Below are 25,715 nucleotides of genomic sequence, written 5' to 3'. Positions count from 1 at the left end.
GGAGATTTGCAGAGTATACAGGAGAAGATGGAATCTTCCTATCAAAAAGTAAAGCAGTTGAAAGAGAGAATAGAAAATCAGGGAGATTGGGAAGGAAAAGAACGAGACACTTTTTTGACCTATTTTAAACTGATGGCAGAATATCACAGATGTTTTACTGACAATTGTGGAAAGAATCGGGAAAATCCACTGAAAGAAGCGATGGATTCATCATAGTTATATGCGTGTATCTGATGGTAAATATGCTGATAAGCGAAAATGCTTCCTCCATATCCATGCTTAAGGTTCTTGGTTATGAGAACAGGCAGATAAACAGAATGGTGATAAATGTGTACCACTTCCTTGTGCCGGTGGGACTAGTGATTGGCTCAGTTTTGGGTGTTGTGCTTTGCAAAGCAAACTTTGAGGCCAGCGTGTCCGCATATAACACTTATATCGAGACGGTCTACGGTTCTCTGGGGTTCGTGAAGTATGCAGTGTGGGTCATTGTCAGTTATGTGATTTCCCTGTGGCTTCTGGGGCGTAAGGTGAGAAGCATGGACATGGTTGAAAGTCTGAAGGACAATAGAGAGTAATAAGATGTGATATTTAGCAAAAAATGTGAAGTTTTTGTGAAATTAGCACTCAACACTTGACAGTGCTAATAATAAGTGTTATAGTACACCTAGAACAAAGGAAGAGGAAAAATAAAAGAAATACCAAAATCCCAAGTTCCATTGAAAATGATAAATTTAAAAATCACGGCACACATTGTCGTATATGACGAAGGAGGAATGACTTATGTTGATGCCTAGTATTTTTGGAGAAAATTTATTTGATGATTGGATGGACCTTTCGTTCCCGGATGTAGACAAAGTTTTGTATGGAAAACATGCAAAGAACATGATGAAGACCGATGTCAAGGAAACCGATAAGGGCTACGAGGTTGCCATAGATTTGCCGGGATTTAAGAAAGACGAAGTTACGATTCAGTTGAAGGATGGCTACTTGAATATCAGTGCCGCTAAGGGACTTGATAAGGATGAGAAAGATAAAAAGGATAAATACATCAGGAAAGAGCGTTATGCAGGCAGCATGAGCAGAAGCTTCTATGTTGGTGATATTTCAGAAAATGACATTCATGCAAAATACGAAGATGGTATTTTGACATTGGATATCCCGAAAGAAGATACGAAAGCTGTAGAAAGCAAACATTACATTGCTATTGAAGGGTAAAAACAGCGTAGATTAGAAAAGAGGCGATTTCGCATGGATAAGAATCCAAAGCATCCATTGAAGAAGAAAAAGGTAACAGCCAAGCTTAATATGGCAGACCATGAAGCTGTAGCAGAAGCAAGAGAAGCTCACAGTGCGAAGAAACATCACTAATTACTAAAATTAAAAAAGTTCGGAAATTTCTCGAAAGAGTTGTTTCCGAACTTTTTTTATGCAATAGGAAATTGTGCTCAAGTTATACTTCCTGTGCCAATGCTTTCATTTTATTTAATGCATTAGCAACCGGTGGCAGTGCAATAATAATTAATGTAATAACACCTTCGGTAAGAAGGTAAGAACCGTTGTATACCAAAGAATAAATCGGTGCACTCATACCACTGCCCTTTGCATAAGAAGCAAAGAATAAAAGACCGGATAAAAATGCAAAGAAATATCGACCAAGGACTCCTGCAATGTAGCCTTTGATTAATCCGTTTTTCTTTTTCCAGAAGAAACCGGAAATTCCAAGAGAGCCAAAAGCGAGAGGATAATCCGTGAAAAACTGAGGGATGGAATAAAAATACGGTCCCATGACGAACTGAAGTAATCCATAGGCAACAGCGGCTGTAATTCCAATATATGGTCCATACCAATACCCAATCAATACTACAAACAACATACTAAACAGGGTAACGGAACCTCCCATTGGCAAAGAAAACGGCTTTATAATAGAAGCAACCGATGCTAATGCCAGAGCAACTGCCGAAAATACTAATTGTTTTGTGTGAAATTTACCAGATGATTGACTCATAATAATGCCTCCTTTTTCCCTATACTATAACATTAATTCTCAAAAAGGGAAAGAAATCGCGAAAAATAGCACTTTTATGTAATAAAACATTAAAGCATTGAAAGAAAAATATTGCAAAATGAGTAAAATCATACTAAAATAAGAGTGTTGATGATAAATATACTAATTATAAAGGAGAATATCTATGAGCTATGTTGATGAAGTGCTGGAACGTGTAATTGCAAAAAATCCAGCAGAACCTGAATTTCATCAGGCAGTAAAAGAGGTTTTAAATTCTTTAAGACCAGTAATTGAAGCAAATGAAGAAGTATATCGTAAGGAAGCGTTGTTAGAGCGTTTAACCGAGCCGGACAGACAGTTTAAGTTCCGTGTACCTTGGGTAGACGATAAGGGACAGGTACAGGTAAACACAGGTTACCGTGTACAGTTCAACAACAGCATTGGACCATACAAGGGAGGATTAAGATTACATCCTTCTGTAAACCTTGGAATCATCAAATTCTTAGGTTTTGAACAGATTTTCAAAAACTCCTTAACCGGACTTCCAATCGGTGGCGGTAAGGGTGGTTCTGATTTTGATCCTAAGGGAAAATCAGACCGTGAAATCATGGCGTTCTGCCAGAGCTTTATGACTGAACTTTGCAAATATATCGGTGCTGACACTGACGTACCAGCAGGTGATATCGGAACAGGTGCAAGAGAAATCGGTTACATGTTCGGACAGTTCAAGAGAATCCGTGGTACATATGAAGGTGTATTAACAGGAAAAGGACTTACATATGGTGGATCTTTAGCTCGTACAGAAGCAACCGGATATGGTTTATTATACTTTACAGAAGAAATGTTAAAGAGCAACGGAAGCGACATCAAAGGTAAGACAGTATGTGTATCCGGTTCTGGTAACGTTGCAATTTACGCAACAGAAAAAGCACAGCAGTTAGGCGCAAAAGTTGTAACTGTAAGTGATTCTACCGGATGGGTATATGATCCAGAAGGAATCGATGTTGCATTATTAAAAGAAGTAAAAGAAGTAAAACGTGCTCGTTTAACAGAGTATGCAGCAGCAAGACCAAGTGCACAGTATCATGAAGGACGTGGTGTATGGACAATTAAGTGTGATATTGCACTTCCATGCGCAACTCAGAACGAGTTATTATTAGAAGATGCAAAAGCATTAGTAGCAAATGGTTGTATGGCAGTTGCAGAAGGTGCTAACATGCCTACTACTTTGGAAGCAACAGAATACTTACAGCAGAACAAAGTATTATTTGCACCAGGAAAAGCTGCAAACGCAGGCGGTGTTGCTACATCTGCATTAGAAATGAGCCAGAACTCTGAAAGATTGAGCTGGACATTCGAGGAAGTTGACAGCAAGTTAAAGAACATCATGGTAAATATCTTCCACAATTTGGATGATGCTGCAAAACGTTACGGCAAAGAAGGCGACTATGTAGCAGGTGCTAATATCGCAGGATTTGAAAAAGTTGCAAACGCTATGATGGCTCAGGGTGTTTGCTAATTAACATATAAGAGCTAAGTGGGTTTTCCCAGAAGGGTTATGGAGAAGGTTTAAATAAATAGTAATGCCAAGAGTTCCGTAGACAGAAATGGAGAGTCTGTTTACGGAACTTTTGTGTTATAATAGGGAAAACAAAGAAAAGAGAACAATCACATGAAAGAAAAAGAAAATTTTATGCAAAAAACATGGGTAGTGTGGCTGGGTGCCCTCATTTGTTGCGCCTTGTGGGGCAGTGCATTTCCCTGTGTAAAAATCGGATATGAATTGTTTCATATTTCAGCAGATAGCACGGCATCTCAGATATTGTTTGCAGGGTATCGTTTTACTTTAGCCGGAATATTAACGCTGCTTATCGGAAGTATATTAGAGCGAAAAGTCTTATTGCCCAAGAAAGAAAGCCTTGGAAAGATATGCTGGTTAAGTATGCTTCAGACGGTCGTACAGTATTTGTTTTTCTATATAGGTCTTGCAAATACAACCGGTGTGAAAGCATCTATCATTGAAGGACTAAATGTATTTGTGGCAATCCTTGTGGCAAGTCTTATTTTTCGCCAGGAGATGCTTACAGGAAGAAAAATACTGGGGTGCGTACTTGGGTTTGCAGGAGTAGTACTTATTAATCTTACCGGAAGTGGCTTAGATATGAGTTTTCATCTAAAGGGAGAGGGATTTATTTTTATTTCCACAGTTTCCTATGCCTTTTCTTCTGTATATATGAAGCGGTATTCCCAGAAAGAAAATCCCGTAGTACTAAGTGGCTGGCAGTTTTTACTAGGCGGCATAATCATGAGCATTTGTGGTACCATGGCAGGTGGAAAAGTAAGTGGTTTTCATGTAACTTCGGTGACAATGCTGATATATCTGGCACTGATTTCCGCAGTAGCATATTCCCTGTGGGGAATTTTGTTGAAATACAATCCCATTTCCAAGGTTGCCGTATTTGGATTTATGAATCCGGTATGCGGCGTGATTTTGTCTGCAATTTTATTAAAAGAGTCACAACAGATGGGAATAGAAAGTATTGCGGCGTTGATTTTGGTATGCCTTGGGATTTATATTGTGAACAAACCGCAGAAATCATGTAAAAATTAGACATGTTATAAAAAATGAGCAAGAGAAAATACATTGTTTCCTCTATTTCATCATTATATAATTTTAGAAAGAGATAGAAAAAAGAGATAGGAATAAGAGGAAGGTGTTAAGATGCGAAAAGCAATAGAGTTACAGGGAGTCTGGCAGTTTGAGTTAGACGGTGACAAAAAGGGGATAGAAAAACAGGTTTTTCATAGAAAACTGGCAGATACCATTTCTCTGCCGGGAACTACTTCCATGGCAAAAAAGGGAACTTACAGTGAAAAAAGAGAAATCGGATGTTTAACAGACCCATATCTGTTTGAAGGATATGCCTGGTATGCCAAGGATATTACGTTAGAGGAAGAGGATTTACAAGGAGAGATTGTACTGTATTTAGAGCGTACCCGAATGACAAAAGTATGGGTAAACGATGTGCTTGTGGGAGAAGCAGACAGTTTAAATACGCCTCATCAGTACAACCTGACAAAATATATTACAGAAAAAAACTTTCATTTAACAATATTAGTGTCAAATGTGGATTATCCAACCAAAGGCGGACATCTTACCTCTCCGGATACCCAGACAAACTGGAATGGAATCATTGGAGAGATTGCGTTACATATTTATGAACCGGTGTATATATCCGGAATTCGGGTATTTACGGATATAGAGAAAAAGGAAGCCACACTGGAACTTACCACGGTAAATACAACGGATACAGAAAAAACATTGCCACTTCATATCAGTGCAGAGTTAACGGATGTTCATGGAACAACCGGAAAAAATGCTCCGGAGGCAGAAGTTTCCGTTACGTTTAAAGTGGGGACTGCAAAGACCACAGTTACCTATGTACTAGGAGAAGATGCAGTCCTTTGGAGTGAGTATTCTCCGGTTATTTATCAGTTGACCGTTGCAATTTCAAAAACGAAGGAGAAAGCGGTTACAACCTTTGGATTGCGTAAGTTTTCTACGAATGAAACGGAATTTTTAATTAATGGAACCTCTACGTTCTTACGAGGAAAGCATGACGTTTTGATTTTCCTGTTAACAGGAGCAGTACCCACAACCGTGGAAGAATGGATTCGAGTAATGAGGATATCTAAAAGCTATGGAATCAATCATTATTGTTTCCACACCTGCCGCCCACCGGACGCAGCCTTTGTTGCAGCAGATTTATTGGGAATTTATATGGAACCACAACTTCCGTTTTGGGGAACCATTACCACACCTGAGGATGAAAATCACAACGAGGCAGAACAGCAATATTTAATTGCAGAAGGTTATCGAATGATGGAAACGTTCGGAAATCATGCATCTTATTGTATGATGTCTTTAGGAAATGAGTTGTGGGGCAGTAAGGAAAAACTTTCACAGATACTTTCAGACTACAAGGCAGTAGACCGCCGACATTTGTATACGCAAGGTTCTAATAATTTTCAGCATACGCCTGTCATTTTGCCGGAGGAAGATTTTTTTGTGGGAGTACGATTCAGCAAAAACAGACTGTTTCGTGGTTCTTATGGCATGAGTGATTAGGCAGATTTGGCAATACGGTATTATCAGCCCAAAGCGTTAGTGGGACAAAACCTTCACTGGACACTGACTTGGCAGGAAGAGGTATTTGCAGAGAGAAGTGTAGCGATTCCGGACAATACTCATGGATTGCAAAAACTCGGAGCAATGAAGGTTACATTGCCTGATAGAGGGAAGGCATATACCTGTAAATTAACCCTTTCGGTAGATGGAAGTACCATGAAAAATACCTATGAGTTATATGTATATCCACAAGATAACGTACAGAATTTGTCAGTTCCAACCATAGGTGAAGGAGAACATCTGGTGTGTCTGACCAAAGACTTTTATGAGGCAAAAGAACTGTTAGCACAGGGAAAACATGTTTTGTATCTGCCGGAAGAAGTGGCAGAAAGCCTGGAGGGATTTTATTGTACAGATTTCTGGTGTTATCCGATGTTTCGTGATATCTGTAACTGGATGAAAAAGCCGGTGGCAGTAGGAACCATGGGATTACTGATTCAAAAGAATCATCCGGCATTACGAGAATTTCAGTCCCATAAATATGCCACACCACAGTGGTATCAGCTGGTATCACACAGTAATTGTGCAATCTTAGACGATGCAACAGAAAAGTCCTATCGTCCCATTGTGCAGATGGTAGATAACTTTGAGCGGAATCACAAGTTATGGCTCTTGTTTGAAGGAAAAGTGGGAACAGGAACACTTATGGTATGCACCATGCGATTAAGTGAGATTCAGGAACGTAGCGAAGTAAAACAGTTTACCAAATCCCTGATTTCCTATATGACATCAGAAGAATTTTCGCCGGAACAAGTGTTAGATATGGAAAAATTAGAAAAAACATTTATAAAAGTAAGAAAAAAGAAAATCGGAAGAGAAACCGGTATGGCACGAACTGCCGTGTGTTCTCTTCCGATTCTGTATGAAGTGTTTCAAAAATATTAAGAAACACTCTTTTTTATTTGTTGTAATAACTCTAAATCGGATGAAGTTATTTTCAGATTAGAGCAATAATTCTTTCCTTCCGGGGTAGTTACGTTGATTTCAATAATCGTACCTTCTGTTATGCCATCATTGGTAATTGCACGAAGGAATTTTGGAGACTTTGGGTGATTGGAAGTAAATTTCTTCCATGCATTCATGAATTGAAAAAGTTGAGCTGGATTCATTCCCATAATTTCATAATCCTTTCTAATAAAATAATAAAGTAAGTTTGTATTTATTTACGTTTATACTGAACGGGGGTCAAATGTTCGTCCAGGGAACAGAACTCATAACCTTCATCTGCCAGTGTTTTTAAAATAGTTGGAAGTGCCTTAAAGGTGGCATTTTTGCCTGCACCGTCATGCATTAGTACCACCGGCTGGTCGAAGTTTCCAACATTGGTGCATACATTTTCCAAAATATTTTCGGTTGTAGTAAGATTGCTGCCGTCTCCGGAGCTTACATTCCAGTCATAGTAGATAAATCCACGACGTTCCATTTCTGCAATAATATCATTTACAACAGCAGTTTTTCCATTGGTGCTGCCTCCCGGAAAACGGAATAAGGTAGGACGTACACCGGTTTCTTCATATACCCAGTTATACACTTGATTAAAATCTTCTAAAAAGGCATCCACAGACTTGTAAATTTTATTGTAATCATGGCTGTAGGAATGAAGGGCAAGGGTATGTCCGCGGTCTACGATTTCCTTCAAATAGGAAGTGTATTCTTCGTTGTCGGTATGTACCACGAAAAAGGTCGCCTTTGCATTGTATTTGTCAAGTAAGTCTAATACTTGCGGTGTTAAGTCAGAAGGACCATCATCAAACGTCAGATAAACCTTCAAATCAGAGGTGTTATCACCTGGAAAAGTAGCACCTGCATAAAGGTCCGGATACTTTTTCTCATAGCTTGAGGTGGTATCGTTCTTTTTATTATCAGAATCTTCATCTTCAGAATTTACCGTATTTTGGCAATCGGCAAGCTGGGTTGTCAGTTCATTGATATATTCTGTTTGTCCCGAAATAAAGTCCTCTTTTTCCTGTAACTGGGTGTTTAGGTCAGAAACATTGGAGTGCAGTGTTTTGTTTTCGGATTTGGTCTTTGTAACTTTTTGATGGTAAGTAAAAAATAAAAGTCCACCCAAAATAAGCAGGCTGACAAGTAACAATGATAATATAATAACTGGTAATTTTTTCTTCATAAAAATCTCCTTTATATGCTAATCACAACCAGTTTAGTATATCGGATGGCAGGGAGTTTTGCAAGGCGTTCTTGTATATTATTCCAGGACAGTGTAAAATAGAAGAAGCAAAAAAAGAAATAGGAGAAGGATATGAAATTCATTCATATAGCAGATGTACATTTGGGAGCCGCACCGGATAAGAATACACCGTGGGCGCAGGAAAGAAAAAATCATAGCCGGAAGGCATTTGAACAGGTAATAAATATAGCCGAAGAAGAACAGGTAGACTTACTGTTGATAGCAGGAGATTTATTTCATCGTCAGCCTTTGCAACGGGAATTAAAAGAGGTTAATTATCAGTTTTCCAAGTTATCCCATACACAAGTAGTATTGATAGCAGGAAACCATGATTTTATTAACCCGGAATCTTACTATCGTACCTTTCCGTGGGAAAAAAATGTTCACTTTTTGAAAAAAGAGAGTGTAGAGTATGTGGAACTGCCAATGCTTCGAACCAGAGTGTATGGCTTAAGTTATTGGCACCGTGAATTGCCGGAGGCATTGTATGACAACATTAAAGTAGAAGAGGGAAGCTTTTTAAATATCCTTTTGGCGCATGGAGGAGACGAAAAGCACATTCCGTTTCAGTCAGAAAAGTTTCAACGAATGGGATTTGACTATGTAGCATGTGGACATATTCATAAGCCCATGCAGTATATCGAAAATCGCGTAGTTATGGCAGGAGCATTACAGCCGGTAGATTGCAATGATATCGGAGCACATGGATTTTTCATGGGAAATCTAACCAAGGAAAGATGCCAGGTGGAATTTCATCCATTGACCTACTGTGAATATGCGGTGATGAATTTGAAAGTAACCAGTGATATTACCAATGGAGCATTGGAAGAGTTTGTGAAGAAAAGATTGGAACAGGCACCGGAATATATGATTTTCAAAGTGATGTTGAGCGGATTTTACGACGGAAGTGCCCCCATTGAGACAGAGCGTTTGGAAAAGTTAGAACGAGTGATTCAGGTGGTGAACCAATGTCAGCCGGATTATGACTTCGAGCGGTTAAAACAGCAATACAGTCAGCAACTTATCGGAAAATATATCAGTGCCATGGAACGACTGCCGCAGGACGAAGTGGCGAAACTGGCGTTATATTATGGCGTAGAAGCTTTAATGGATAGTTAATAGAAATAAGAGGAACTTGTTATGAAGATTACAGAACTTCAGATAAATAATTTTGGAAAGTTTCACCAGAAGAAAATAGCAGTCCATCCGGGACTCAATGTAATTTATGGTGATAATGAGACAGGAAAATCCACCTTGCATCAGTTTATTACCGGAATGTTATTCGGTATGGAAAAACAGCGTGGAAGAGCGGGAAAAAATGATGCATATCAGCAATACGAACCTTGGAATAGTAGCTCTTATTATGCAGGAGCGATGCGTTTTCAGGTAGATGGGAAAAGCTTTCGCATAGAGCGTAATTTTTATCATAAGGAAAAGACAGCCACCTTAAAAAATGAGTTGGATGGAGAAGAACTTTCCGTTACCCATGGTGATATGGAAATGTTACTGGGAGGAATGAAAAAAAGTACTTATGAGAATACCTATTGTATTCGACAGGCAGCGGTAGAGACTGGAAAAGAGTTTTCCGGTATCTTACAGAATTACTTTGTAAATGCATCCCATACCGGAGACAGTGATGTGAACTTGACCGGGGCACAGAAGAAGTTAAAAACAAAGCAAAGGGAACTGGAGCAGAGTTATCGCAAGGAATGGGAAGAGCGAAAAAGTGCCTGTGAAAAGCTGCAATTGGCTGGAGAGATTGCGAAAAAGGATTTAAAGCAGTTAGAACAGCAACTGGAACAGCTAAAGGCAGAGGGATACCAGACACAGATTCTATGGCAGAATCCGGAAGGGATTCCAATGGAAAATGAGACGAATCCTATGGCAGAGTTTTTACAGCAGGAGCAGGGAGAACGTCAGGAAAGACGTTGCAAGAGAGGCAAAGGAATTTTCGGTGGTGTGACACTTGTATCAGCTATATTGGCAGGAAGCCGATTGGTTGGAAAAGGATTAGCTGCTGCCATATCTCCAATATTTTTCATTGAAATATTATTGCTTATTGCAGGGGTTATAGGTGTTATTTATTTTCAAAAGCAAGAAGAACATCTGCGCAGAGAGAGGAAAGCAAAAGAAGAAGCAAACCGTGGATTGCGTGGACAAAAAGAAGAAATAGAAGAAAAAGAGTGGACAAAGAAGCAGGCAGTTGTGCAAATGCTGAACCAGCAGAAAATAGAAAAGAGCTCGTTGCTTTCCAATCTTACAGAAGAAATAGAAGAGACAGGAAAGAAAAGTGAAAAAGAACAAGAGTTAGAACGACAGATTGCAGCCTGCCAATTAGCACTTCAGATGTTGCAGAAAATATCCGAAAATGTATATGAAGATACCAGAGAACAGTTAGAAGGTGAGATATCCGGTATATTGTATTCACTCACAGGAGGAAAGTATGACCGAATCACGTTAGATGATGATATGAATCTGGTAGTATGTCAGGAAGGAAGAACACTTTATCCATGGCAGTTAAGTCGAGGAACTATGGAACAGATGTATCTGGCATTGCGTTTAGGTGCTGGAAGATTCTTTACACAGGAAGAACCATTGCCGGTATTGCTGGATGAAGCATTTGCGTCCTTTGATGAAAAACGTTTAGAAAGTGCGTTGAAGTGGTTAGCGGCGCAGCCGGAGCAGATATTCCTTTTTACCTGTCAAAAGCGGGAAGTGGAATTATTAGATAGAAATGCAATACCTTATGGAAAGATTTGGCTGCAAAACATATAGGAATGAGGCAAAGTATGAGTAAGAAAAAGAAGAAACGGAAGAAGAAATATCGTGTATTTTGGTTTTTTGCCAGAGTACAGATACTATTGCTGTTAATAATTGCAATTGCCCTTGGTGTATATTATTTTGGCGGATATGCCCAGAAAGTAAGTGAGTTACAGGCAGATGCCAAGCGGTTGGTAAGTCAGTCGAGTGAAAGCACGTTTCGTTCGGTGCAGACCAGTATTGTTTATGATGCTAATGGTCAGCAGATTTCTACCTTAAAAGGAGAAAAAGATGTTTACTATCTGGAATATGATCAAATACCGGCATATGCAACAGCAGCAATGGTAAGTATCGAAGACAAAAAGTTTTACCGCCATAACGGAATTGATGTAAAGGCGATTATTCGTGCGGCAAAGGCAATGATAGAAAACGGCGAGGTAACCCAGGGAGGAAGTACCATTACCCAGCAGTTAGCGCGAAATGTCTTTTTGAATCAGGATGTGAAATGGGAACGTAAGGTAGAAGAAATGTTCATTGCGGTAGATTTGGAGAAAATATACAGCAAAGACAAAATTATGGAATTCTATATGAATAACATATATTTCGGAAATGGATATTACGGAATTCAGGCAGCAAGTATTGGATATTTTAATACAGAAGTGAAGAATTTATCTCTTTCTCAGATTGCGTTTTTATGTGCAATTCCTAACAATCCAAGCCTGTATGATCCAATCCAACATTCGGATAATACCATAAAGCGGCGTGACCGAATCCTCGACAATATGCTGGAGGATGGAAAAATCAGTCAGAAAACCCATGATGAGGCAGTGGCAGAAACCATTACGCTAAACCGTCCACAAAAGACGAAGAATGACTATGTGGAGACTTATACATATAACTGTGCCGTACGGGCAATTATGGCGCAGGAGGGATTTCAGTTTCAGACAGAGTTTTCCAATGAAGAGGAAAGACAAAACTACGAGGCTAATTATAAAATAGCATATGAAGACTGTCAGAAGAGTTTGTATACAAAAGGTTACCGGATTTATACATCGATTGACTTAACCATGCAGCAGCAGCTTCAGGATGCGGTAGATTCAAATCTGGCAGAGTTTACAGAGCAGACAGAGGATGGGGTCTATACATTGCAGGGCGCAGCAGTATGTATTGATAATCATACCGGATATGTGAAGGCAATCGTAGGAGGAAGAAATCAAAACTTAGCCGGCTATACGCTAAACCGTGGATACCAAAGTTTCCGTCAGCCGGGTAGTGCCATTAAGCCATTAATTGTGTATACACCGGCATTAGAGAGACAATATACACCGGATACCATTGTATCAGATACCAAGATAGAAGATGGTCCGTCTAATGCAGGGGGAAGTTATGAGGGAGATATTACACTTAGACGTGCAGTAGAAAAGTCTAAAAATACCGTGGCATGGAATTTGTTACAGGAATTAACACCAAAGGTTGGATTATCTTACTTAAAAGAAATGAATTTTTCTAAGTTAGATGCGAAGGATGAAAATCTTACCAGTGCTTTGGGAGGGTTGACGAACGGTGTTTCTCCTATTGAAATGACGGCAGCTTATGCAACGCTGGAAAATGAAGGAAAATATCGAGAGCCTACATGTATTGTTAAAATTACAGATGCAGATGGAGTTACCTTGTATGAGAATCAAATGGAAGAAAAACAGGTATATAAGGTAAATGCTTCTCGTATGATGACAGATATGCTGGTGAGCGTTATGCAGGAAGGAACCGGAAAGGGATTGGCATTAGACAATATGCCATGTGCCGGAAAAACAGGAACTACCAATGACAATAAGGACGGTTGGTTTGCAGGATATACCAATTACTATACAACCTGTGTATGGGTAGGATATGATATGCCAAAAGAATTGCCGGGATTGTCCGGCGCAAGTTATCCGGGGGCTATCTGGAAGACATTTATGGAACAGATACATCAGGGATTGGCACCGGTAAACTTTAATCCATATATTGATGAAAATAAACAAAGTTTGAACAATCAGGAATATTTAGACGGTGTTCAAGAAGAAGAAGGAGAAGAAGATACTCCTTAGAAAAGACAAGGCTGTGACTTTACGATAATCGTGGTAAGTCACAGCCCTTTGTGTATTAGATGTTTTCGTCTTTTAACGTTTCCATGATATTTTCTTTTTTTATCTTATTCATAGAATACAGCATAGTAGCAAATACAACCAGAAATACACTTCCGATTGCAATCACAAGACTGTACCATGGAATAAAGAAATGCATTTCAAGTCCATTGGAAACGGAAAGGTAAATCCACCAGGTAACTAAAATGGAAACCGGAAGACCATATAATAATCCTTTGAATCCATAAAGCAAACATTCAAAGTTCATCATTTTCTGGAATTCGCCAGGAGTCAGTCCAATAGATTTTAACATGGCAAATTCTCGTTTCCGCAGGTTAATGTTGGTGGAAATGGTATTAAACACATTTGCTATGGCAATCAAAGAAATTAAAATGATAAATCCATAGGAAAAAACATTAATAACCGTAAAAACTGCACGTTCCTGTTCCCGAGAGGCTGCATAGTCATACAAATAACCGGAAGAGAGGTTGTGGCTGGAAAGAACGCTTTGAATTTCCGTCATTGCCTGTGTATGATCTTTGCATTGAAAGGTAAGCACAGCCGGAAGAGACTGGCTTAGTGGTCGTTCATCCGGAAGTGAAACATAGGATACATTATCTTCCAAAGAAGAAAGTACAGTATCTAGCATACTATAAGGATAAAACAGATTGATATACCCATTGTTTGTGGAAGTCATAGCCGGTGCATCTGTAAGTGCAGCACCAATGTGTATAGGAATCTGTTGACTGCATTCTTCTAAAGGAAGTTCCAGAGTATCTTCATTGGAATCGCCTGTGGTATATTGTGCCACAATGTTTCCTGTCTCATTTTGGGTAAGCCCGCCGGCACTGTATCCCTCTTTATTTTTCTGAAAAGAGACAGTAACATTTGCATTTTCTATATCAGAAAATATGGAAAGTGTATGGTATTTAGAATCCATATATGCAGTCAGGGTGTTAAGTACAATGGCAGTTGGCTGCTGGGTATTAAAGTAGTCTTTTTCCGAAAGATTGTGGTCACCTAAGTAGGAACGAAAAGTATCATCTTGTACAAAGTGAAGATAAAAGCCCTGCAAAGACAGGTTGTTTGCATCTGTTTGAATCTCACTTTCGCCATATATTTTTGCCTGGTAGTTTTTGTAATCGGTGGATAAGGCATTTACATCTACCGTACCGTCAGCCCAAAGAGAGCTATCAAAGGAACTGGAGGTAATATTTGGAATATTCTTAAGTTCTGTCATCAATGCCTCTAAGGAATAACTGTTTTCGTCTGAGAAGGAATAGGAAATATCATATCCGGAATCCCCCATAACGCTGCCGGTTGAGCCTGTAAGATAAGCACAAAAACTGCTGGCAGAGATAAACAGTACAATACTTAAAAACAAAGAAATTACAGTAGCGCGGTATTTTTTGCGATTTCGTTTGTAATTTTTGGTAGCAAGCATACCTTCAAATCCAAAGAGCTTACTGGTAAGACGTGAGGTCTTTACCTTTCCGGGACGGATGGAAATATCCCTGTTTTGACGAATTGCTTCGATGGCGGAAGTTTTTATGGCGCGTCTTGCAGGAAGCCATGCAGAAATTAAAATAGTAACCAATGAAACGAAAACAGCAATCAAAAGTGCCCAGACAGATACATGTAAGGAAAGCGTTACACCACTGTCAGAATAAAGGTATTTTGCAATAATTCCTCCGGTAAAATGAAAAGTAATGCCAATACCGATGATTCCGCATAAAATACCAAGAGGAATACCGATAATGCTTAAAAAGAAGGCTTCAAACAAGACACTGGAGGTAAGCTGCTGTCTGGTAGCACCAATGGAACGGAGTAAACCAAACTGTTTGGTTCGTTCACTGACGGAAATAGAAAACGCATTGTAAATCAGAGAAATAGAACCAAAAGCAATAATACAGATTAAAATAGTAGCAAGGTTATACAATACGGCATTATAGGTGCTTTCACCCGAACTTCCGTACAGACGTAGCAAGGAATAATTAACGGTACCGCTTACGTTATCAAAATGGGTCAAAATGTTATCCAGATAAGAAGAAGCGGTAGAAATATCCTGCGTACAAAAATATATATCATAAAATCCACCGGCATTCTCATCCGAAAGGGTGAGGGCAGTATAGCCGGGAGCCGAATAATCTTCAAAGGAAGGACGTTCGTAGAAGCCAACCACTGTATATGTGTGCTCCATAGTATCTATGATAGATTCGTTAGTTGCGGTATCTGTATCGGAAGATGCATATTGGGTGTGATTATCCAGTTCATATCCGGTAGAGTCTACACGTTTTCCAAGTGCCAGTGAGAGGGTGTCATTTAATTCATAGGAAACACTACCATTGGTCTTTAAATGGTCAGGAAGCAGGATTTCACTGCTGTTTTCCGGCATTCGTCCGGAGGTGATGTGCACAGGCATAAGTTTGGTAAAGTTATCTGTGACACCATACACACACAGATACGGCTTAGCAGGATTTTCAGATTCCTCTAAAAAGGCAAAACCAATGCGATTCATAAGTGTACTGTCAGATACCTTTTTGTCTGTTGTGATTTCGGTAGTTTGCTTAGAAGTTAGATTGTAAACTGCATCATACCAACTGCCATCAGTATAAGTGGTATGAGAAATCAAAAATTGGTGTAAGGAAGAAATGCTAACCGTAACAGCCGTAAACATGGCTGCCGATAAAAGAATCCCAATAATGGTGACCAGGGTACGGGTACGATTTTCCTTTAAGTTTTTCAGTGTGACCCTTTGGAAAATATTCATGGGCGAATCACCTCATCTCTGGTGATGTTTCCGTCTTCAATGGCAATAATACGATTTGCCTGTAATGCAATATTTTCATCATGGGTAATCATAATCAGGGTTTGTTTATATTTTTCATTGGAATATTTCAAGAGCTCAATAATTTCCTGACTATTTTTAGAATCCAAGTTACCGGTAGGTTCGTCTGCCAGCATAACAGACGGTGCATTCATCAGAGCTCTTCCGATGGAGACACGTTGCTGTTGTCCGCCGGAAAGCTGATTAGGCAAATGTCCTTCTCTGCCCTCCAGAGACAGGATGTGCAGTAACTCCTTCAAGCGTTCATCGTTTACCTTTCTGCCATCCATTAAGACAGGAAGTGTGATATTTTCCGTTACATTTAAAACGGGAATTAAATTATAAAATTGGTAAATGAGCCCTACTTGACGGCGGCGGAAGATAGCCAGCTGTTTTTCATTTTGTGCATAAACATCTGTACCTTCCATAAATACCTTGCCGGAGGTAGGGGTATCTACACCACCTAAAATATGAAGCAAGGTAGATTTACCGGAACCGGAAGGTCCGATAATGGCAAGAAATTCACCTTTTTCTACGGAAAAGGAAACATGATTCAGAGCGGTAACCTGATTTTCACCGGTACCATAGACCTTGGTGAGGTCTTCAACTTTTAAAACTTCCATAACAGAATTCTCCTCTTTCTTTTATTTGATAGAAACAGTATATCCAATGGGAGTGACATACCGGTGACTGTAAAGTGACAATATCGTCACTTAGTGTTATACATAATGAAGAAATTACGATTTAAACATAGGAGATTATTTATAAAACTTTAAAATAAAGCGCGCACCGCCTTCCAAACGGTTTTCCGCTTTTAAGGTACCGTTTTGTTGGGAAACAATCATGCGGGCGAGGGCAAGGCCGATACCCACACTTTGGTCACTGGAGTTTTCTCCTTTATAGAAACGTTCAAATAAATGTGGTAAATCCTGAGGGGAAAATCCCGGTCCATTATCTTCGATAATAATTTCCGTAAAAATCGTATTTTCCCGACAGGTAGCAGTAATGGTGCCCCCTGTTGGTGTGTGTTCCATACAGTTTTTTAAAATATTGGAAATTGCTTCCACAGACCAGGATAAGTCTCCGATAAACTGCTCCCGTCCTGTTCCAAACTTTACCTGAAAGGTTTGTTCTCGTAGTTCAAAAGGAATTAAAAAAGGCTCGCTTGCCTGTTCTAAAAGCAATGTAAGTGGTACGGAAACATGTTTTAAGTATGCAGTACCGGCATCCATTTTAGACATTTTAAGCAGAGCTTCCACTAACCAATCCATTTGAGAAAGAAGCTGTGTTAATTCCATTAATAAAGAGCGTTCCCGTTCCTGTGAAAGGTCAGGCTTTTTTAATAAGGATAGAATCAGGTGCATGGAAGTAAGGGGAGAACGTAGCTGGTGAGAAATATCTGCCATGGCATCGGATAAATATTTTTTATCACGGATAAGAGCATCCGCCTGCTCTGTCAGACGTAAGGTCATCTTTGACAATTCGTTTTGCAGAATAGACAGTTCTCCCTCCTGATAATTTTTAAAATGAATAGGTGTTTGATGATGGAGCATCTGGTCTAACTCCTGGCTGAGTGTTTCTAACTTATGATAGCGTTTCAGCGTAATGAAAAGATGGGAAACAAGAAAAAAAGCTCCACACCCTAATACCAGAAAACCACAGTTTTGTCCTAATTGAAAACCGAGAACAGAAAAAGCCAAAAGTGCAATAAGATCAAGAATTAACATATGTTTGATTTCAGGATTACGAAAAAAATGCATCATAATTAAACTCCCATTTTATAGCCCATTCCACGAATGGTTTTTATGTAGATTGGATTTTGCGGATCATCTTCGATTTTTTCACGCAGACGTTTGATATATACCGTTAAGGTGTTGTCATTGACAAATTCTCCAGCAATGTCCCAAAGCTCATCTAATAAGCGACTGCGGGAAAGGATAATTCCCTGATTATTTAAAAATAAAAGTAACAGGCGATATTCCAGTGCAGAGAGAATGATTTCTGTTCCGTTTTTAGAAACGGTGCCCTTGGTAGTATCGGTGGAAAGTCCTTGGTATTCTAATAAGGAAGAACTGTTTCCGTAACGGCGTAAAACACTATTGATACGAGAGATAAGCTCTCTGGGGCGAAAAGGCTTGGAAATATAATCGTCTGCGCCAAGATCCAATCCGGTTACAACACTGTATTCATCTCCGGAAGCAGTCAAAAAAATTACCGGGAGGTCTGTCATAGATTTTGCTGCACCACAGACGGAAAAACCATTTCCATCTGCTAAAGAAATATCCAAAAGCAGAAGGTCGAAGTTTTGTGCATTTGTTTCTAATAATTCCAGTGCTTTGGTCTGTCCGGTAACAGCGGTAACACCAAAGTCTTCTTGTTTTAAAAAAGAGGTCAGGTTGGTGATAATACTCTTATCATCCTCTACTAATAAAATTTCGGTCATAAAAAGCCTCCCTAAAATTTACTATTGCTATTTTAGCATTTACCCCTAAAATTTTCAATAAAACACGGATTTTTATGGTTGAGAATGGAAGCGGAATATGATACCATTTAAACTATGAAGATTTTTGAAAGACGAAGATAAAGGAGCGTACAATAAAATGAAAAAATATGGATTTGGCGTAGATATTGGCGGAACTACTTGTAAAATTGGTTTGTTTGAAACAACCGGTCAGATTATTGATAAATGGGAAATACCAACAGACAAGGCAGAAGAAGGAAAAAATATTTTGCCTAATATAGCAGCATCATTAAAGACCAAAATGGCAGAAGAAGGAATTACAAAGGATGACGTAGAAGGTATCGGAGTAGGAATTCCGGGACCGGTGCGTTGTGACGGAAGTGTATCTGTGTGTGTAAACCTTGGATGGAAAAACGTTCATGTACCAAAGGAATTAGAGGACATGATGGAAGGAATCAAAGTCATGGCAGGAAACGATGCCAATGTAGCAGCTCTCGGTGAGATGTGGCAGGGTGGCGGAAAAGGCCATGAAGATGTAGTAATGGTAACTCTTGGAACCGGAGTCGGCGGTGGAATTATCGTTGGTGGTAAAATGGTTGCAGGAAGTAACGGAGCAGGTGGAGAAATCGGTCACATCACAGTAAATCCACATGACTCCATTGCATGTAATTGCGGAAGAAAGGGCTGCTTAGAGCAGTATGCATCTGCAACAGGAATTACCCGTCTTGCCAAAGAACGTCTTGCAAGTGAGCATGCAAGTTCTCCATTAGATACCGCAGCAGAAATCAGTGCAAAAACAGTATTTGATGCATACAAAGAAGGAGACAAGACAGCAGAAGAAATCGTAGAGAAGTTTGGACGTATTCTGGGAAGAGCATTAAGTAATATTGCATGTGTTGTAGACCCTGAGATATTTGTAATCGGTGGCGGTGTATCTAAGGCTGGTGAGACTTTAATCGATGTAGTGAAAAAATATTATCGTGAAGCAGCTTTTGCACCATGTGAAGATACCAGATTCGCATTAGCATCTCTTGGAAATGATGCAGGTATGTACGGATGTGTGAAGTTGATTTTAGGTGAATAAGAATACATAGGTATTACGAAAAGAGTACGAAAAGAAAAGGGAAGAAACAGTGCGGAAAGCGCACAGTTTCTTCCTTTTAAAAATGAATGCCAGGTGAATTTTAAATAATTTTAAATTGTGTTAATTGTTGACAAAAATAAAAAAACATGATACGCTATATAAGCTAATTTCATAACGATGCGTGGCTCAGCTTGGTAGAGCGCTGCGTTCGGGACGCAGAGGTCGCAGGTTCAAATCCTGTCGCATCGACTCTTGGCAGGGGCACCGCCATCCTTGATATTTCAGGGGTGGCGGTCTTTTTCATGTAATAGGAAATTACGGCATATTACATGAAAAACGCTCCGCTGATAGGAAAAATAGTAAGTTTTTCTACTACAGGAGCAATGGACGTTACATTAAAAAGAATCAAGGAATACGGAGAGAAAAAGGAAATTCCGGTAAGCGATGGACAGTTGCTGTTGGTAATGTTGTTAAAAGGGCATGCCGGGTTAGGAATGGAAGGTGGAAAATTAAGCGATAAACAGAAGGAAAAGATAAGGGAGTTTATGAAAAACTTGACAGCAAAAGCAAGGTTTTGTACTATAGAATAGATATGATTTTAGGAGGAGGAGAGTATTATGGCAGAAAAAATAAAGATTAATCAAGTAGCGCTGGAAAATGATGCAATGACACTTTCTGGCGCTTCTGCGTATTTTCAAGAAGTAGCATTGATTCCGGCAGATGGAAAAACAACACTTACAGCGAATAAAAACGGGCAGGAAGTATTTGAACAATCACAACAGATAATCGCTTCATTCGGGAAAACCATGGAGCAGGATGTTGCTAATATTAGAAGTATTGGGGCATCTTTCCAGGAGTATGATACAATGATGAGCCAATTATGGGAAAACGGTTGCAGATATCAGACAATATCTGCTGCGGAATAGGAGGTTTGTCATGGAAGAAGTAAGAAAAAAAGAAAAAGAAGAAGAGAGATTAAAAAAGCATTTAAATAAGCTGGATAAAGAAAAAGATGCGTTAGAAATAGAAAAAAAGCGGTTTTATGAAAGTCAAAAGGAGCAGGAGCTGGATATGATGCGCTCATATCAATCGGTAGAAAGAATGCGAGCGGCCTGTGGTCCATACGATAGTAAAATCATGCGTTTGTTAGATGAAAAGCAGAGTCTTTTGGATTCCATCAAAAAAGAGGATAAAAAATGCGAAGAAGAATTTAGAGAGGAAATGCGTAAAGAATCTCAGAGAATTGAGAAAGAGCGGGAAGAAACATACCAGAAGTTGAAACGAGGAAAGGATCAGGAGAAGAATAATTAATAGGAGGGACACAATTCATGAACGAAAATTCTTATTTAAATCCAACCAATATACAAGAAGAAAGTAATAGCGCAATAAGTAAATTAGAAAAAGATAATGAAGCCATTCGAATAGCAGAAAGCAGTCTGAATACTTTTTTTAATGATAATGAAATTCAAAGTGAAGCATTTGCATCACTTAGACAGCAGATGAGTGATTACATGGCAGTAAGTCAGGCAGAAGCTGAGGAAAACTGCCAGTTTATTACTGGGCAGTTTAATGGGATGGAAAGTGCATTAATATATAGTAATTTTGATTGTAGTGTTAATTTTGTTCAATGTGATATGGCGGATGATTCCAAGATTACGATATATGCTCAAACAGGTGAGAATACTGCTGATATTATTGCAAGGGTAAATGAAAAGTTAGGAATAGAAATAACAGAAGATGAAGTTGTAACGAGTCCAAATGATGTAGATAGCTTAATTGGACAACTGGAAAAAGAAAACCCAGATAATGAAGATAGGTATGAAGAGGCAATTAATAATAAATAAGAGGAGGCAGATATGAAGAAAAAGCATATTATTGAAATAGTAATAGGGATAGTATTGTTAATAGTAGCAGTAAAGGGAGTTTTGATTTACCATGATTATCAAAGTGAAAAAAAGAGATTAGCGCAGGCCCCCTATTTTACAAAAGATAAGTTAAATGAATCAGAAATGATTATATTGGCTGCGGAGTATCATGTAGAAGTGACACCAAGTTGGCGCGAATCGCTAAAAAAAGATGATTGGCCAGACTACAGCTATTATACCATAGAGGCAACAAAAGACACGGAAGTAGTAGTAACTGTGATGAATTATTGGATGTTTGACGATAGGATAGAAATGGATCAAGCAGGTTGGGAAAAAGCAGAGGAATATGGAATTACCACAGATAATCGTCTGACAGTAGAGTGGGTAATGAAAAACCCACGAAAAGCAGCGGAAATCATGGACTCCATGGCGAACAATGGAGACATTTTTCGATATTTAAAAAAGAGAATATATCCAGTGTATGAAGAAATAACAGGCATTAATCCAGGAGAATAAAAGGTTAACAGTGAAAAGTGATATGAAGAAAAAGCATATTATTGAAATAGTAATAGGGATAGTATTGTTAATGGCAGCAGTAAAGGGAGTTTTGATTTACCATGATTATCAAAGTGAAAAAAAGAGATTAGCGCAGGCCCCCTATTTTACAAAAGATAAGTTAAATGAATCAGAAATGAATATATTGACTGCGGAGTATCATGTAGAAGTGACACCAAGTTGGCGCGAACCGCTAAAAAAGGATGATTGGCCAGATTATAGTTACTATAAGATAGATGCAACTGAAGGAACAGAAATAGTAGTGACTGTATTAAATTATTGGTTGTTTGATGAGAGGATAGAGTTCAATCAAGCAGCGTGGGAAAAGGCGGAGGAATATGGAATTACCACAGATAATCGTCTGACAGTAGACTGGGTAATGAAAAACCCACGAAAAGCAGCGGAAATTATGGACTCTATGGTAAATAATGGAGATACTTTTCGATATTTAAAAAAGAGAATATATCCGATATATGAAGAAATTACAGGAATACCTATGGAAAAGTATCAACCATAAGTTAGCGAAAGAGTCCGATGAGCGGACTCTTTGCTCTAATAGAAACCGTTTATTGGCACAATACCACAATTCTTCTTGGTGTTGTCTGAGGTGGAATACTTCTGGTAGTCACAGAGTAGTACACCAGCAAGAAGTTTCCACCGGGGGAACAGTTAAAACGCTGTCCGTTCATGGTAGAAACATCAATACTACGATGCAAAGTAATTCTAAGAGAATTATCAGAAGCTACTAAGTTACGGTTGAAGAAGTTTAACATCACCATTTCATTGCTTTGTATCACAGTGATAAGTTCTGCCTGATATTGTGGTGGAAAAATGAGGGGCATTGGGCGAGTGGCATCATAGAAAGCAGCAATCATCATTCCCGGGCGCAAACGTCTGCTGTCAATGATAAAAGTATTTGCAGAAATAATAATATTTACCGGTCCGTCATTGGTAAGGAGAGAAATCTGCTGAGTGCAGCAGTCATTAGGAGTTTGAGAAATGCTTTGAATAATTCCGGTAACGGGAGCTAAATTTTCATAATTCATATGATATCCTCATATCCGCTGAATCTAATCTGTTCAGAGGAGTAATATTATTTCTATATAATATGTAGAAAGGAAAAAAGAGGAACTAGGAAAAATGCAGAGATTAAAATACCGTTGTATCAACGAATCAAATCGTAGGTACAACGGTATTTTTTATTCCATATTGAGCAGCCTTTTTACAGCAGGCTGCATTTCTTTATGATTGCGATATTGCAAAATCAAATTGCGTTCTTCTTCTGAAAGAAATAAGTCATCAGAGTTATGTTCATAACCAAATGTGTTTAAAATATTATCAATTTTGTATATTTTACAAAGAACCAGAAGTGTATCAGCGTCTGGCTGTGTCTGTCCACTTTCCCATCCATATACGGTTTTTGGAGCAACCGGAAGGTTGTTGTCTTCTAATTTTAATACCAAATCATTTACAGAGTAATGATTTAGCTTGCGATAGGTTTTCAAAACTTTAGAAATGTTTGGATTTTTCATGTGTTCACCTCTTTGTTATCATATCTTAATCTAAATTCAACGTCAATAAATTCAATATTATTCTCGCGAATCGGCACAAAGATTTATTGAAATTCTTGCGATAAAAGAATATAATGTGTCATATATTGGAAATTCTTGGAAGAAGAGAAAAAACGGAGGGAAAAGTATGCAAAACCAAGCAACCAGGTGGGTGGCAGAATATATAGAAAAAAATCATATTTCCATAGAGGAAATAGAACAGAAACTGCATATTTCAAGAGAAAAGCTAACAATAGGTACAGAACAGACCTTAAGTGGTGAAGAACTTTTGGAATTGTGTGTATACCTCCGAATAAGACCGGAAGAGATTCCAATGGATTGGAAATGATAGATGATTACTTATATATGTAGAAATAAAAATAAAGAAACAGGGGAAGCATTGCCTTGTACTAACAATATATGTGAAACAAGTACCTGTCCGGTTTGCGGAGGTCGTGCAGACGCAAGTTCACAAATATATTGGTGTGAAGATTGTAAAACACCATTGTACGAAGAACATTGTGGAATATGTGGGAAAAAGGCAAAAAAATTGTGCACAGACATACGTCCTGTTTTCCCCGAAGAACGTTTGCTGATAGAAATTGTATTGGGAAAACCCTTTGCATTTCAAAAGGATTCTGTATGGAATGGAACAGGTAATCGCTATTATGTTAATGGAAAGAAGATTCCATTTTCTATCGGAGATTTGAAAAAGGTTGATAGCGATAGTGTACGCAGTAAATATCAGGAATTAAAGGAGAAAAATACCTATCAGTATTTTGAAGAATACAAGCAGCGTTTTATCAAAGCAAATGGAGCACGTTACGAGAAAATGGTAGAAGAGGCTAACTCTTTTATTCGCAGTAGTGCCGAGAAATTTCAGGAAATGGATATGTTCATTTCCTTTAGTGGTGGAAAAGATTCTACGGTAACAGCGGATTTAGTCACAAGAGCCCTGAGCAATCCCAAGATTATGCATATTTTCGGAGATACCACACTGGAATTTCCATTTACCTATGAATATGTGGCACGTTTTAAAAAAGAACATCCCAAGACCCCCCTGATATCAGCAAGAAATAAAGACAAAGATTTCGAAGAATTGTGTCAGCTCATTGGGCCACCAAGCCGAGTCATGCGCTGGTGTTGCACCGTTTTTAAAACAGGAACCATTCAAAAAAGGATTAAGTCTTTATATCGGGACAAAAGCCATATTTTGACCTTTTATGGAATTCGCAGAAGTGAATCCGCCAGCAGAAGTAAATATGAACGGGAATCCGATAGTCCGAAAATTACCAAACAGCGAATCGTTTCTCCGATTATTGACTGGATGGACTTTGATGTTTGGCTATACCTCCTAACATCCGGAATTGATTTTAATGAGGCATATCGGCTGGGATATGCCAGAGTGGGATGCTGGTGTTGTCCCAATAACAGTGGATGGTCGGAATTTCTATCCAGAATCCATATGCATGAACAGTCCAAACGCTTCCGACAGATGTTGGTAGACTTTGCGAAAAGCATTGGAAAAGAAGACCCGGAGGACTATGTGGACGAAGGGGGATGGAAAGCACGTCAGGGTGGAAATGGTGTGGCATATGCACAGAAGTCAGTGGTGGCATTTAAGCCCTGTGCATTGGAAGAAAATGCATTTAACTATGAATTGCAACGTGCTATTTCCAAGGAATTGTATGAGCTATTTAAGCCCTTTGGCTATTTGAACTTTGATATGGGAAACAGTCGCCTGGGAGAAGTATATGTGCTAAATCGCAAGGGCGAAGTGGTGTTAAAGCTCCAGGGGCGTATCGGTGCAAAAGAATTAAAAGTAACCATTGTAAATCCACACATTGCAGGTGCAAAAGACTTAAAAACCGCAGAAGAGCGTATTAAGTGCCAGATTACAAAGTATCAGATGTGTATGGGATGCCTTGCCTGTGAAAGTGTGTGTAAATACAATGCACTTACTATTAAAGAGGGTAAGGAAGGCGTAATTGATTATCGTATTTTAGATGATAAATGTATGCGCTGCGGAGAATGTGTCAACCATTTTTCGGCAGGATGCTATATGCGAAAAGTATTAACAATTAAGAGAAATTAACGGAGTGAGGAAC

The 25,715-nt window shown here is 38.9% G+C and carries 27 protein-coding genes, 1 tRNA gene and 1 pseudogene; 20 read left to right on the top strand and 9 right to left on the bottom strand.

Annotated features, from left to right (window positions below; translation table 11 throughout):
* The 3 genes and pseudogenes from KQI83_RS15485 to KQI83_RS15475 all read left to right on the top strand — a co-directional run.
* Positions 1-216 (top strand): annotated as a pseudogene (locus KQI83_RS15485) (hypothetical protein); the annotation flags it as partial.
* A 26-nt stretch (positions 217-242) separates the two neighbouring features.
* Complete coding sequence (locus KQI83_RS15480) at positions 243-575, top strand: FtsX-like permease family protein (RefSeq protein WP_216559907.1); 333 nt, start codon at positions 243-245, stop codon at positions 573-575.
* Positions 576-780: 205 nt separating this feature from the next.
* Positions 781-1,215 (top strand): Hsp20/alpha crystallin family protein, encoded by a 435-nt coding sequence (locus KQI83_RS15475; protein WP_216559905.1) that lies wholly within the window; start codon positions 781-783, stop codon positions 1,213-1,215.
* A gap of 235 nt (positions 1,216-1,450) precedes the next feature.
* On the opposite strand, the gene KQI83_RS15470 is transcribed toward KQI83_RS15475, so the two are convergent.
* Complete coding sequence (locus KQI83_RS15470) at positions 1,451-2,005, bottom strand: energy-coupled thiamine transporter ThiT (RefSeq protein ID WP_216559903.1); 555 nt, start codon at positions 2,003-2,005, stop codon at positions 1,451-1,453.
* A gap of 184 nt (positions 2,006-2,189) precedes the next feature.
* Between KQI83_RS15470 and gdhA the strand changes: the two genes are divergently transcribed.
* The 4 genes from gdhA to KQI83_RS16905 all read left to right on the top strand — a co-directional run bounded on the left by gdhA (position 2,190) and on the right by KQI83_RS16905 (position 7,079).
* Complete coding sequence (gene gdhA, locus KQI83_RS15465; protein WP_216559901.1) at positions 2,190-3,524, top strand: NADP-specific glutamate dehydrogenase; 1,335 nt, start codon at positions 2,190-2,192, stop codon at positions 3,522-3,524.
* Positions 3,525-3,677: 153 nt separating this feature from the next.
* On the top strand, positions 3,678-4,616 hold the full coding sequence (locus tag KQI83_RS15460) for a DMT family transporter (RefSeq protein ID WP_216559898.1): 939 nt from the start codon (positions 3,678-3,680) through the stop codon (positions 4,614-4,616).
* Between the two features lie 111 nt (positions 4,617-4,727).
* Positions 4,728-6,134 carry a sugar-binding domain-containing protein gene (locus KQI83_RS16910; protein WP_253295672.1) on the top strand — a complete coding sequence of 469 codons (1,407 nt, stop codon included), beginning with the start codon at positions 4,728-4,730 and terminating at the stop codon, positions 6,132-6,134.
* Positions 6,135-6,140: 6 nt separating this feature from the next.
* Positions 6,141-7,079 (top strand): hypothetical protein, encoded by a 939-nt coding sequence (locus KQI83_RS16905; protein ID WP_253295671.1) that lies wholly within the window; start codon positions 6,141-6,143, stop codon positions 7,077-7,079.
* Here KQI83_RS16905 and KQI83_RS15450 read toward each other — a convergent pair.
* Both KQI83_RS15450 and KQI83_RS15445 read right to left on the bottom strand, forming a co-directional pair.
* Positions 7,076-7,309: a hypothetical protein gene (locus KQI83_RS15450; RefSeq protein WP_330622459.1), complete on the bottom strand. Its 234-nt coding sequence runs from the start codon at positions 7,307-7,309 to the stop codon at positions 7,076-7,078. The two genes, KQI83_RS16905 and KQI83_RS15450, sit on opposite strands and share 4 nt — an antisense overlap.
* A gap of 44 nt (positions 7,310-7,353) precedes the next feature.
* Positions 7,354-8,322, bottom strand: a complete 969-nt coding sequence (locus KQI83_RS15445) for a polysaccharide deacetylase family protein (protein ID WP_216559895.1) — start codon at positions 8,320-8,322, stop codon at positions 7,354-7,356.
* Positions 8,323-8,454: 132 nt separating this feature from the next.
* Between KQI83_RS15445 and KQI83_RS15440 the strand changes: the two genes are divergently transcribed.
* Genes KQI83_RS15440 through KQI83_RS15430 form a run of 3 tightly spaced genes read left to right on the top strand, consistent with a single transcriptional unit; the run spans position 8,455 to position 13,229 of the window.
* On the top strand, positions 8,455-9,501 hold the full coding sequence (locus KQI83_RS15440; protein ID WP_216559893.1) for a metallophosphoesterase family protein: 1,047 nt from the start codon (positions 8,455-8,457) through the stop codon (positions 9,499-9,501).
* Between the two features lie 21 nt (positions 9,502-9,522).
* The gene (locus tag KQI83_RS15435) at positions 9,523-11,157 is read left to right on the top strand and encodes an ATP-binding protein (RefSeq protein ID WP_216559891.1); all 1,635 of its coding nucleotides are present in this window, start codon (positions 9,523-9,525) and stop codon (positions 11,155-11,157) included.
* Positions 11,158-11,171: 14 nt separating this feature from the next.
* Complete coding sequence (locus KQI83_RS15430) at positions 11,172-13,229, top strand: transglycosylase domain-containing protein (protein ID WP_216559889.1); 2,058 nt, start codon at positions 11,172-11,174, stop codon at positions 13,227-13,229.
* Between the two features lie 55 nt (positions 13,230-13,284).
* Here the strand turns inward: KQI83_RS15430 and KQI83_RS15425 are convergent, their stop codons facing one another.
* The 4 genes from KQI83_RS15425 to KQI83_RS15410 form a co-directional block, all read right to left on the bottom strand.
* Positions 13,285-16,035, bottom strand: coding sequence for an ABC transporter permease (locus tag KQI83_RS15425; protein ID WP_216559887.1), 2,751 nt, complete (start codon positions 16,033-16,035; stop codon positions 13,285-13,287).
* Entirely contained in the window at positions 16,032-16,715 is a 684-nt protein-coding gene (locus KQI83_RS15420; RefSeq protein WP_216559885.1) for an ABC transporter ATP-binding protein, read from the bottom strand. The genes KQI83_RS15425 and KQI83_RS15420 overlap by 4 nt, the downstream gene beginning before the upstream one ends.
* Positions 16,716-16,850: 135 nt before the next feature.
* Positions 16,851-17,855 carry a sensor histidine kinase gene (locus KQI83_RS15415; RefSeq protein WP_253295670.1) on the bottom strand — a complete coding sequence of 335 codons (1,005 nt, stop codon included), beginning with the start codon at positions 17,853-17,855 and terminating at the stop codon, positions 16,851-16,853.
* A gap of 2 nt (positions 17,856-17,857) precedes the next feature.
* Positions 17,858-18,535 (bottom strand): response regulator transcription factor, encoded by a 678-nt coding sequence (locus KQI83_RS15410; protein ID WP_216559883.1) that lies wholly within the window; start codon positions 18,533-18,535, stop codon positions 17,858-17,860.
* Positions 18,536-18,692: 157 nt separating this feature from the next.
* Between KQI83_RS15410 and KQI83_RS15405 the strand changes: the two genes are divergently transcribed.
* The 8 genes from KQI83_RS15405 to KQI83_RS15370 all read left to right on the top strand — a co-directional run bounded on the left by KQI83_RS15405 (position 18,693) and on the right by KQI83_RS15370 (position 22,574).
* Positions 18,693-19,637, top strand: coding sequence for an ROK family glucokinase (locus KQI83_RS15405; protein WP_216559880.1), 945 nt, complete (start codon positions 18,693-18,695; stop codon positions 19,635-19,637).
* A 175-nt stretch (positions 19,638-19,812) separates the two neighbouring features.
* Positions 19,813-19,886: transfer RNA gene (locus KQI83_RS15400), tRNA-Pro, on the top strand.
* Between the two features lie 80 nt (positions 19,887-19,966).
* Positions 19,967-20,227: a hypothetical protein gene (locus tag KQI83_RS15395; RefSeq protein WP_216559878.1), complete on the top strand. Its 261-nt coding sequence runs from the start codon at positions 19,967-19,969 to the stop codon at positions 20,225-20,227.
* A gap of 27 nt (positions 20,228-20,254) precedes the next feature.
* Positions 20,255-20,563, top strand: coding sequence for a TIGR04197 family type VII secretion effector (locus tag KQI83_RS15390; RefSeq protein WP_216559876.1), 309 nt, complete (start codon positions 20,255-20,257; stop codon positions 20,561-20,563).
* 10 nt (positions 20,564-20,573) lie between these two features.
* Entirely contained in the window at positions 20,574-20,948 is a 375-nt protein-coding gene (locus KQI83_RS15385) for a hypothetical protein (RefSeq protein WP_216559874.1), read from the top strand.
* Between the two features lie 17 nt (positions 20,949-20,965).
* Positions 20,966-21,481: a hypothetical protein gene (locus tag KQI83_RS15380; protein WP_216559872.1), complete on the top strand. Its 516-nt coding sequence runs from the start codon at positions 20,966-20,968 to the stop codon at positions 21,479-21,481.
* 12 nt (positions 21,482-21,493) lie between these two features.
* Entirely contained in the window at positions 21,494-22,018 is a 525-nt protein-coding gene (locus KQI83_RS15375) for a hypothetical protein (RefSeq protein WP_216559870.1), read from the top strand.
* A 10-nt stretch (positions 22,019-22,028) separates the two neighbouring features.
* Positions 22,029-22,574: a hypothetical protein gene (locus KQI83_RS15370; RefSeq protein ID WP_216559868.1), complete on the top strand. Its 546-nt coding sequence runs from the start codon at positions 22,029-22,031 to the stop codon at positions 22,572-22,574.
* A gap of 49 nt (positions 22,575-22,623) precedes the next feature.
* Here KQI83_RS15370 and KQI83_RS15365 read toward each other — a convergent pair whose 3' ends face one another.
* Complete coding sequence (locus tag KQI83_RS15365; RefSeq protein ID WP_216559866.1) at positions 22,624-23,103, bottom strand: hypothetical protein; 480 nt, start codon at positions 23,101-23,103, stop codon at positions 22,624-22,626.
* A gap of 153 nt (positions 23,104-23,256) precedes the next feature.
* Positions 23,257-23,589, bottom strand: a complete 333-nt coding sequence (locus KQI83_RS15360; RefSeq protein WP_216559864.1) for a helix-turn-helix domain-containing protein — start codon at positions 23,587-23,589, stop codon at positions 23,257-23,259.
* A gap of 166 nt (positions 23,590-23,755) precedes the next feature.
* On the opposite strand from KQI83_RS15360, the gene KQI83_RS15355 reads away from it, so the two are divergent.
* Both KQI83_RS15355 and KQI83_RS15350 read left to right on the top strand, forming a co-directional pair.
* Positions 23,756-23,956, top strand: a complete 201-nt coding sequence (locus KQI83_RS15355) for a helix-turn-helix domain-containing protein (RefSeq protein WP_216559862.1) — start codon at positions 23,756-23,758, stop codon at positions 23,954-23,956.
* Positions 23,957-23,959: 3 nt separating this feature from the next.
* Positions 23,960-25,702 (top strand): phosphoadenosine phosphosulfate reductase domain-containing protein, encoded by a 1,743-nt coding sequence (locus tag KQI83_RS15350; RefSeq protein ID WP_216559860.1) that lies wholly within the window; start codon positions 23,960-23,962, stop codon positions 25,700-25,702.
* Positions 25,703-25,715: the final 13 nt, after the last annotated feature.

The sequence above is a fragment of the Roseburia sp. MSJ-14 genome, assembly GCF_018918225.1.
Classification (GTDB): domain Bacteria; phylum Bacillota; class Clostridia; order Lachnospirales; family Lachnospiraceae; genus Petralouisia.
Note: the sequence above shows the minus strand (reverse complement) of the source record. Positions and strands in the feature narration are given on the sequence as shown.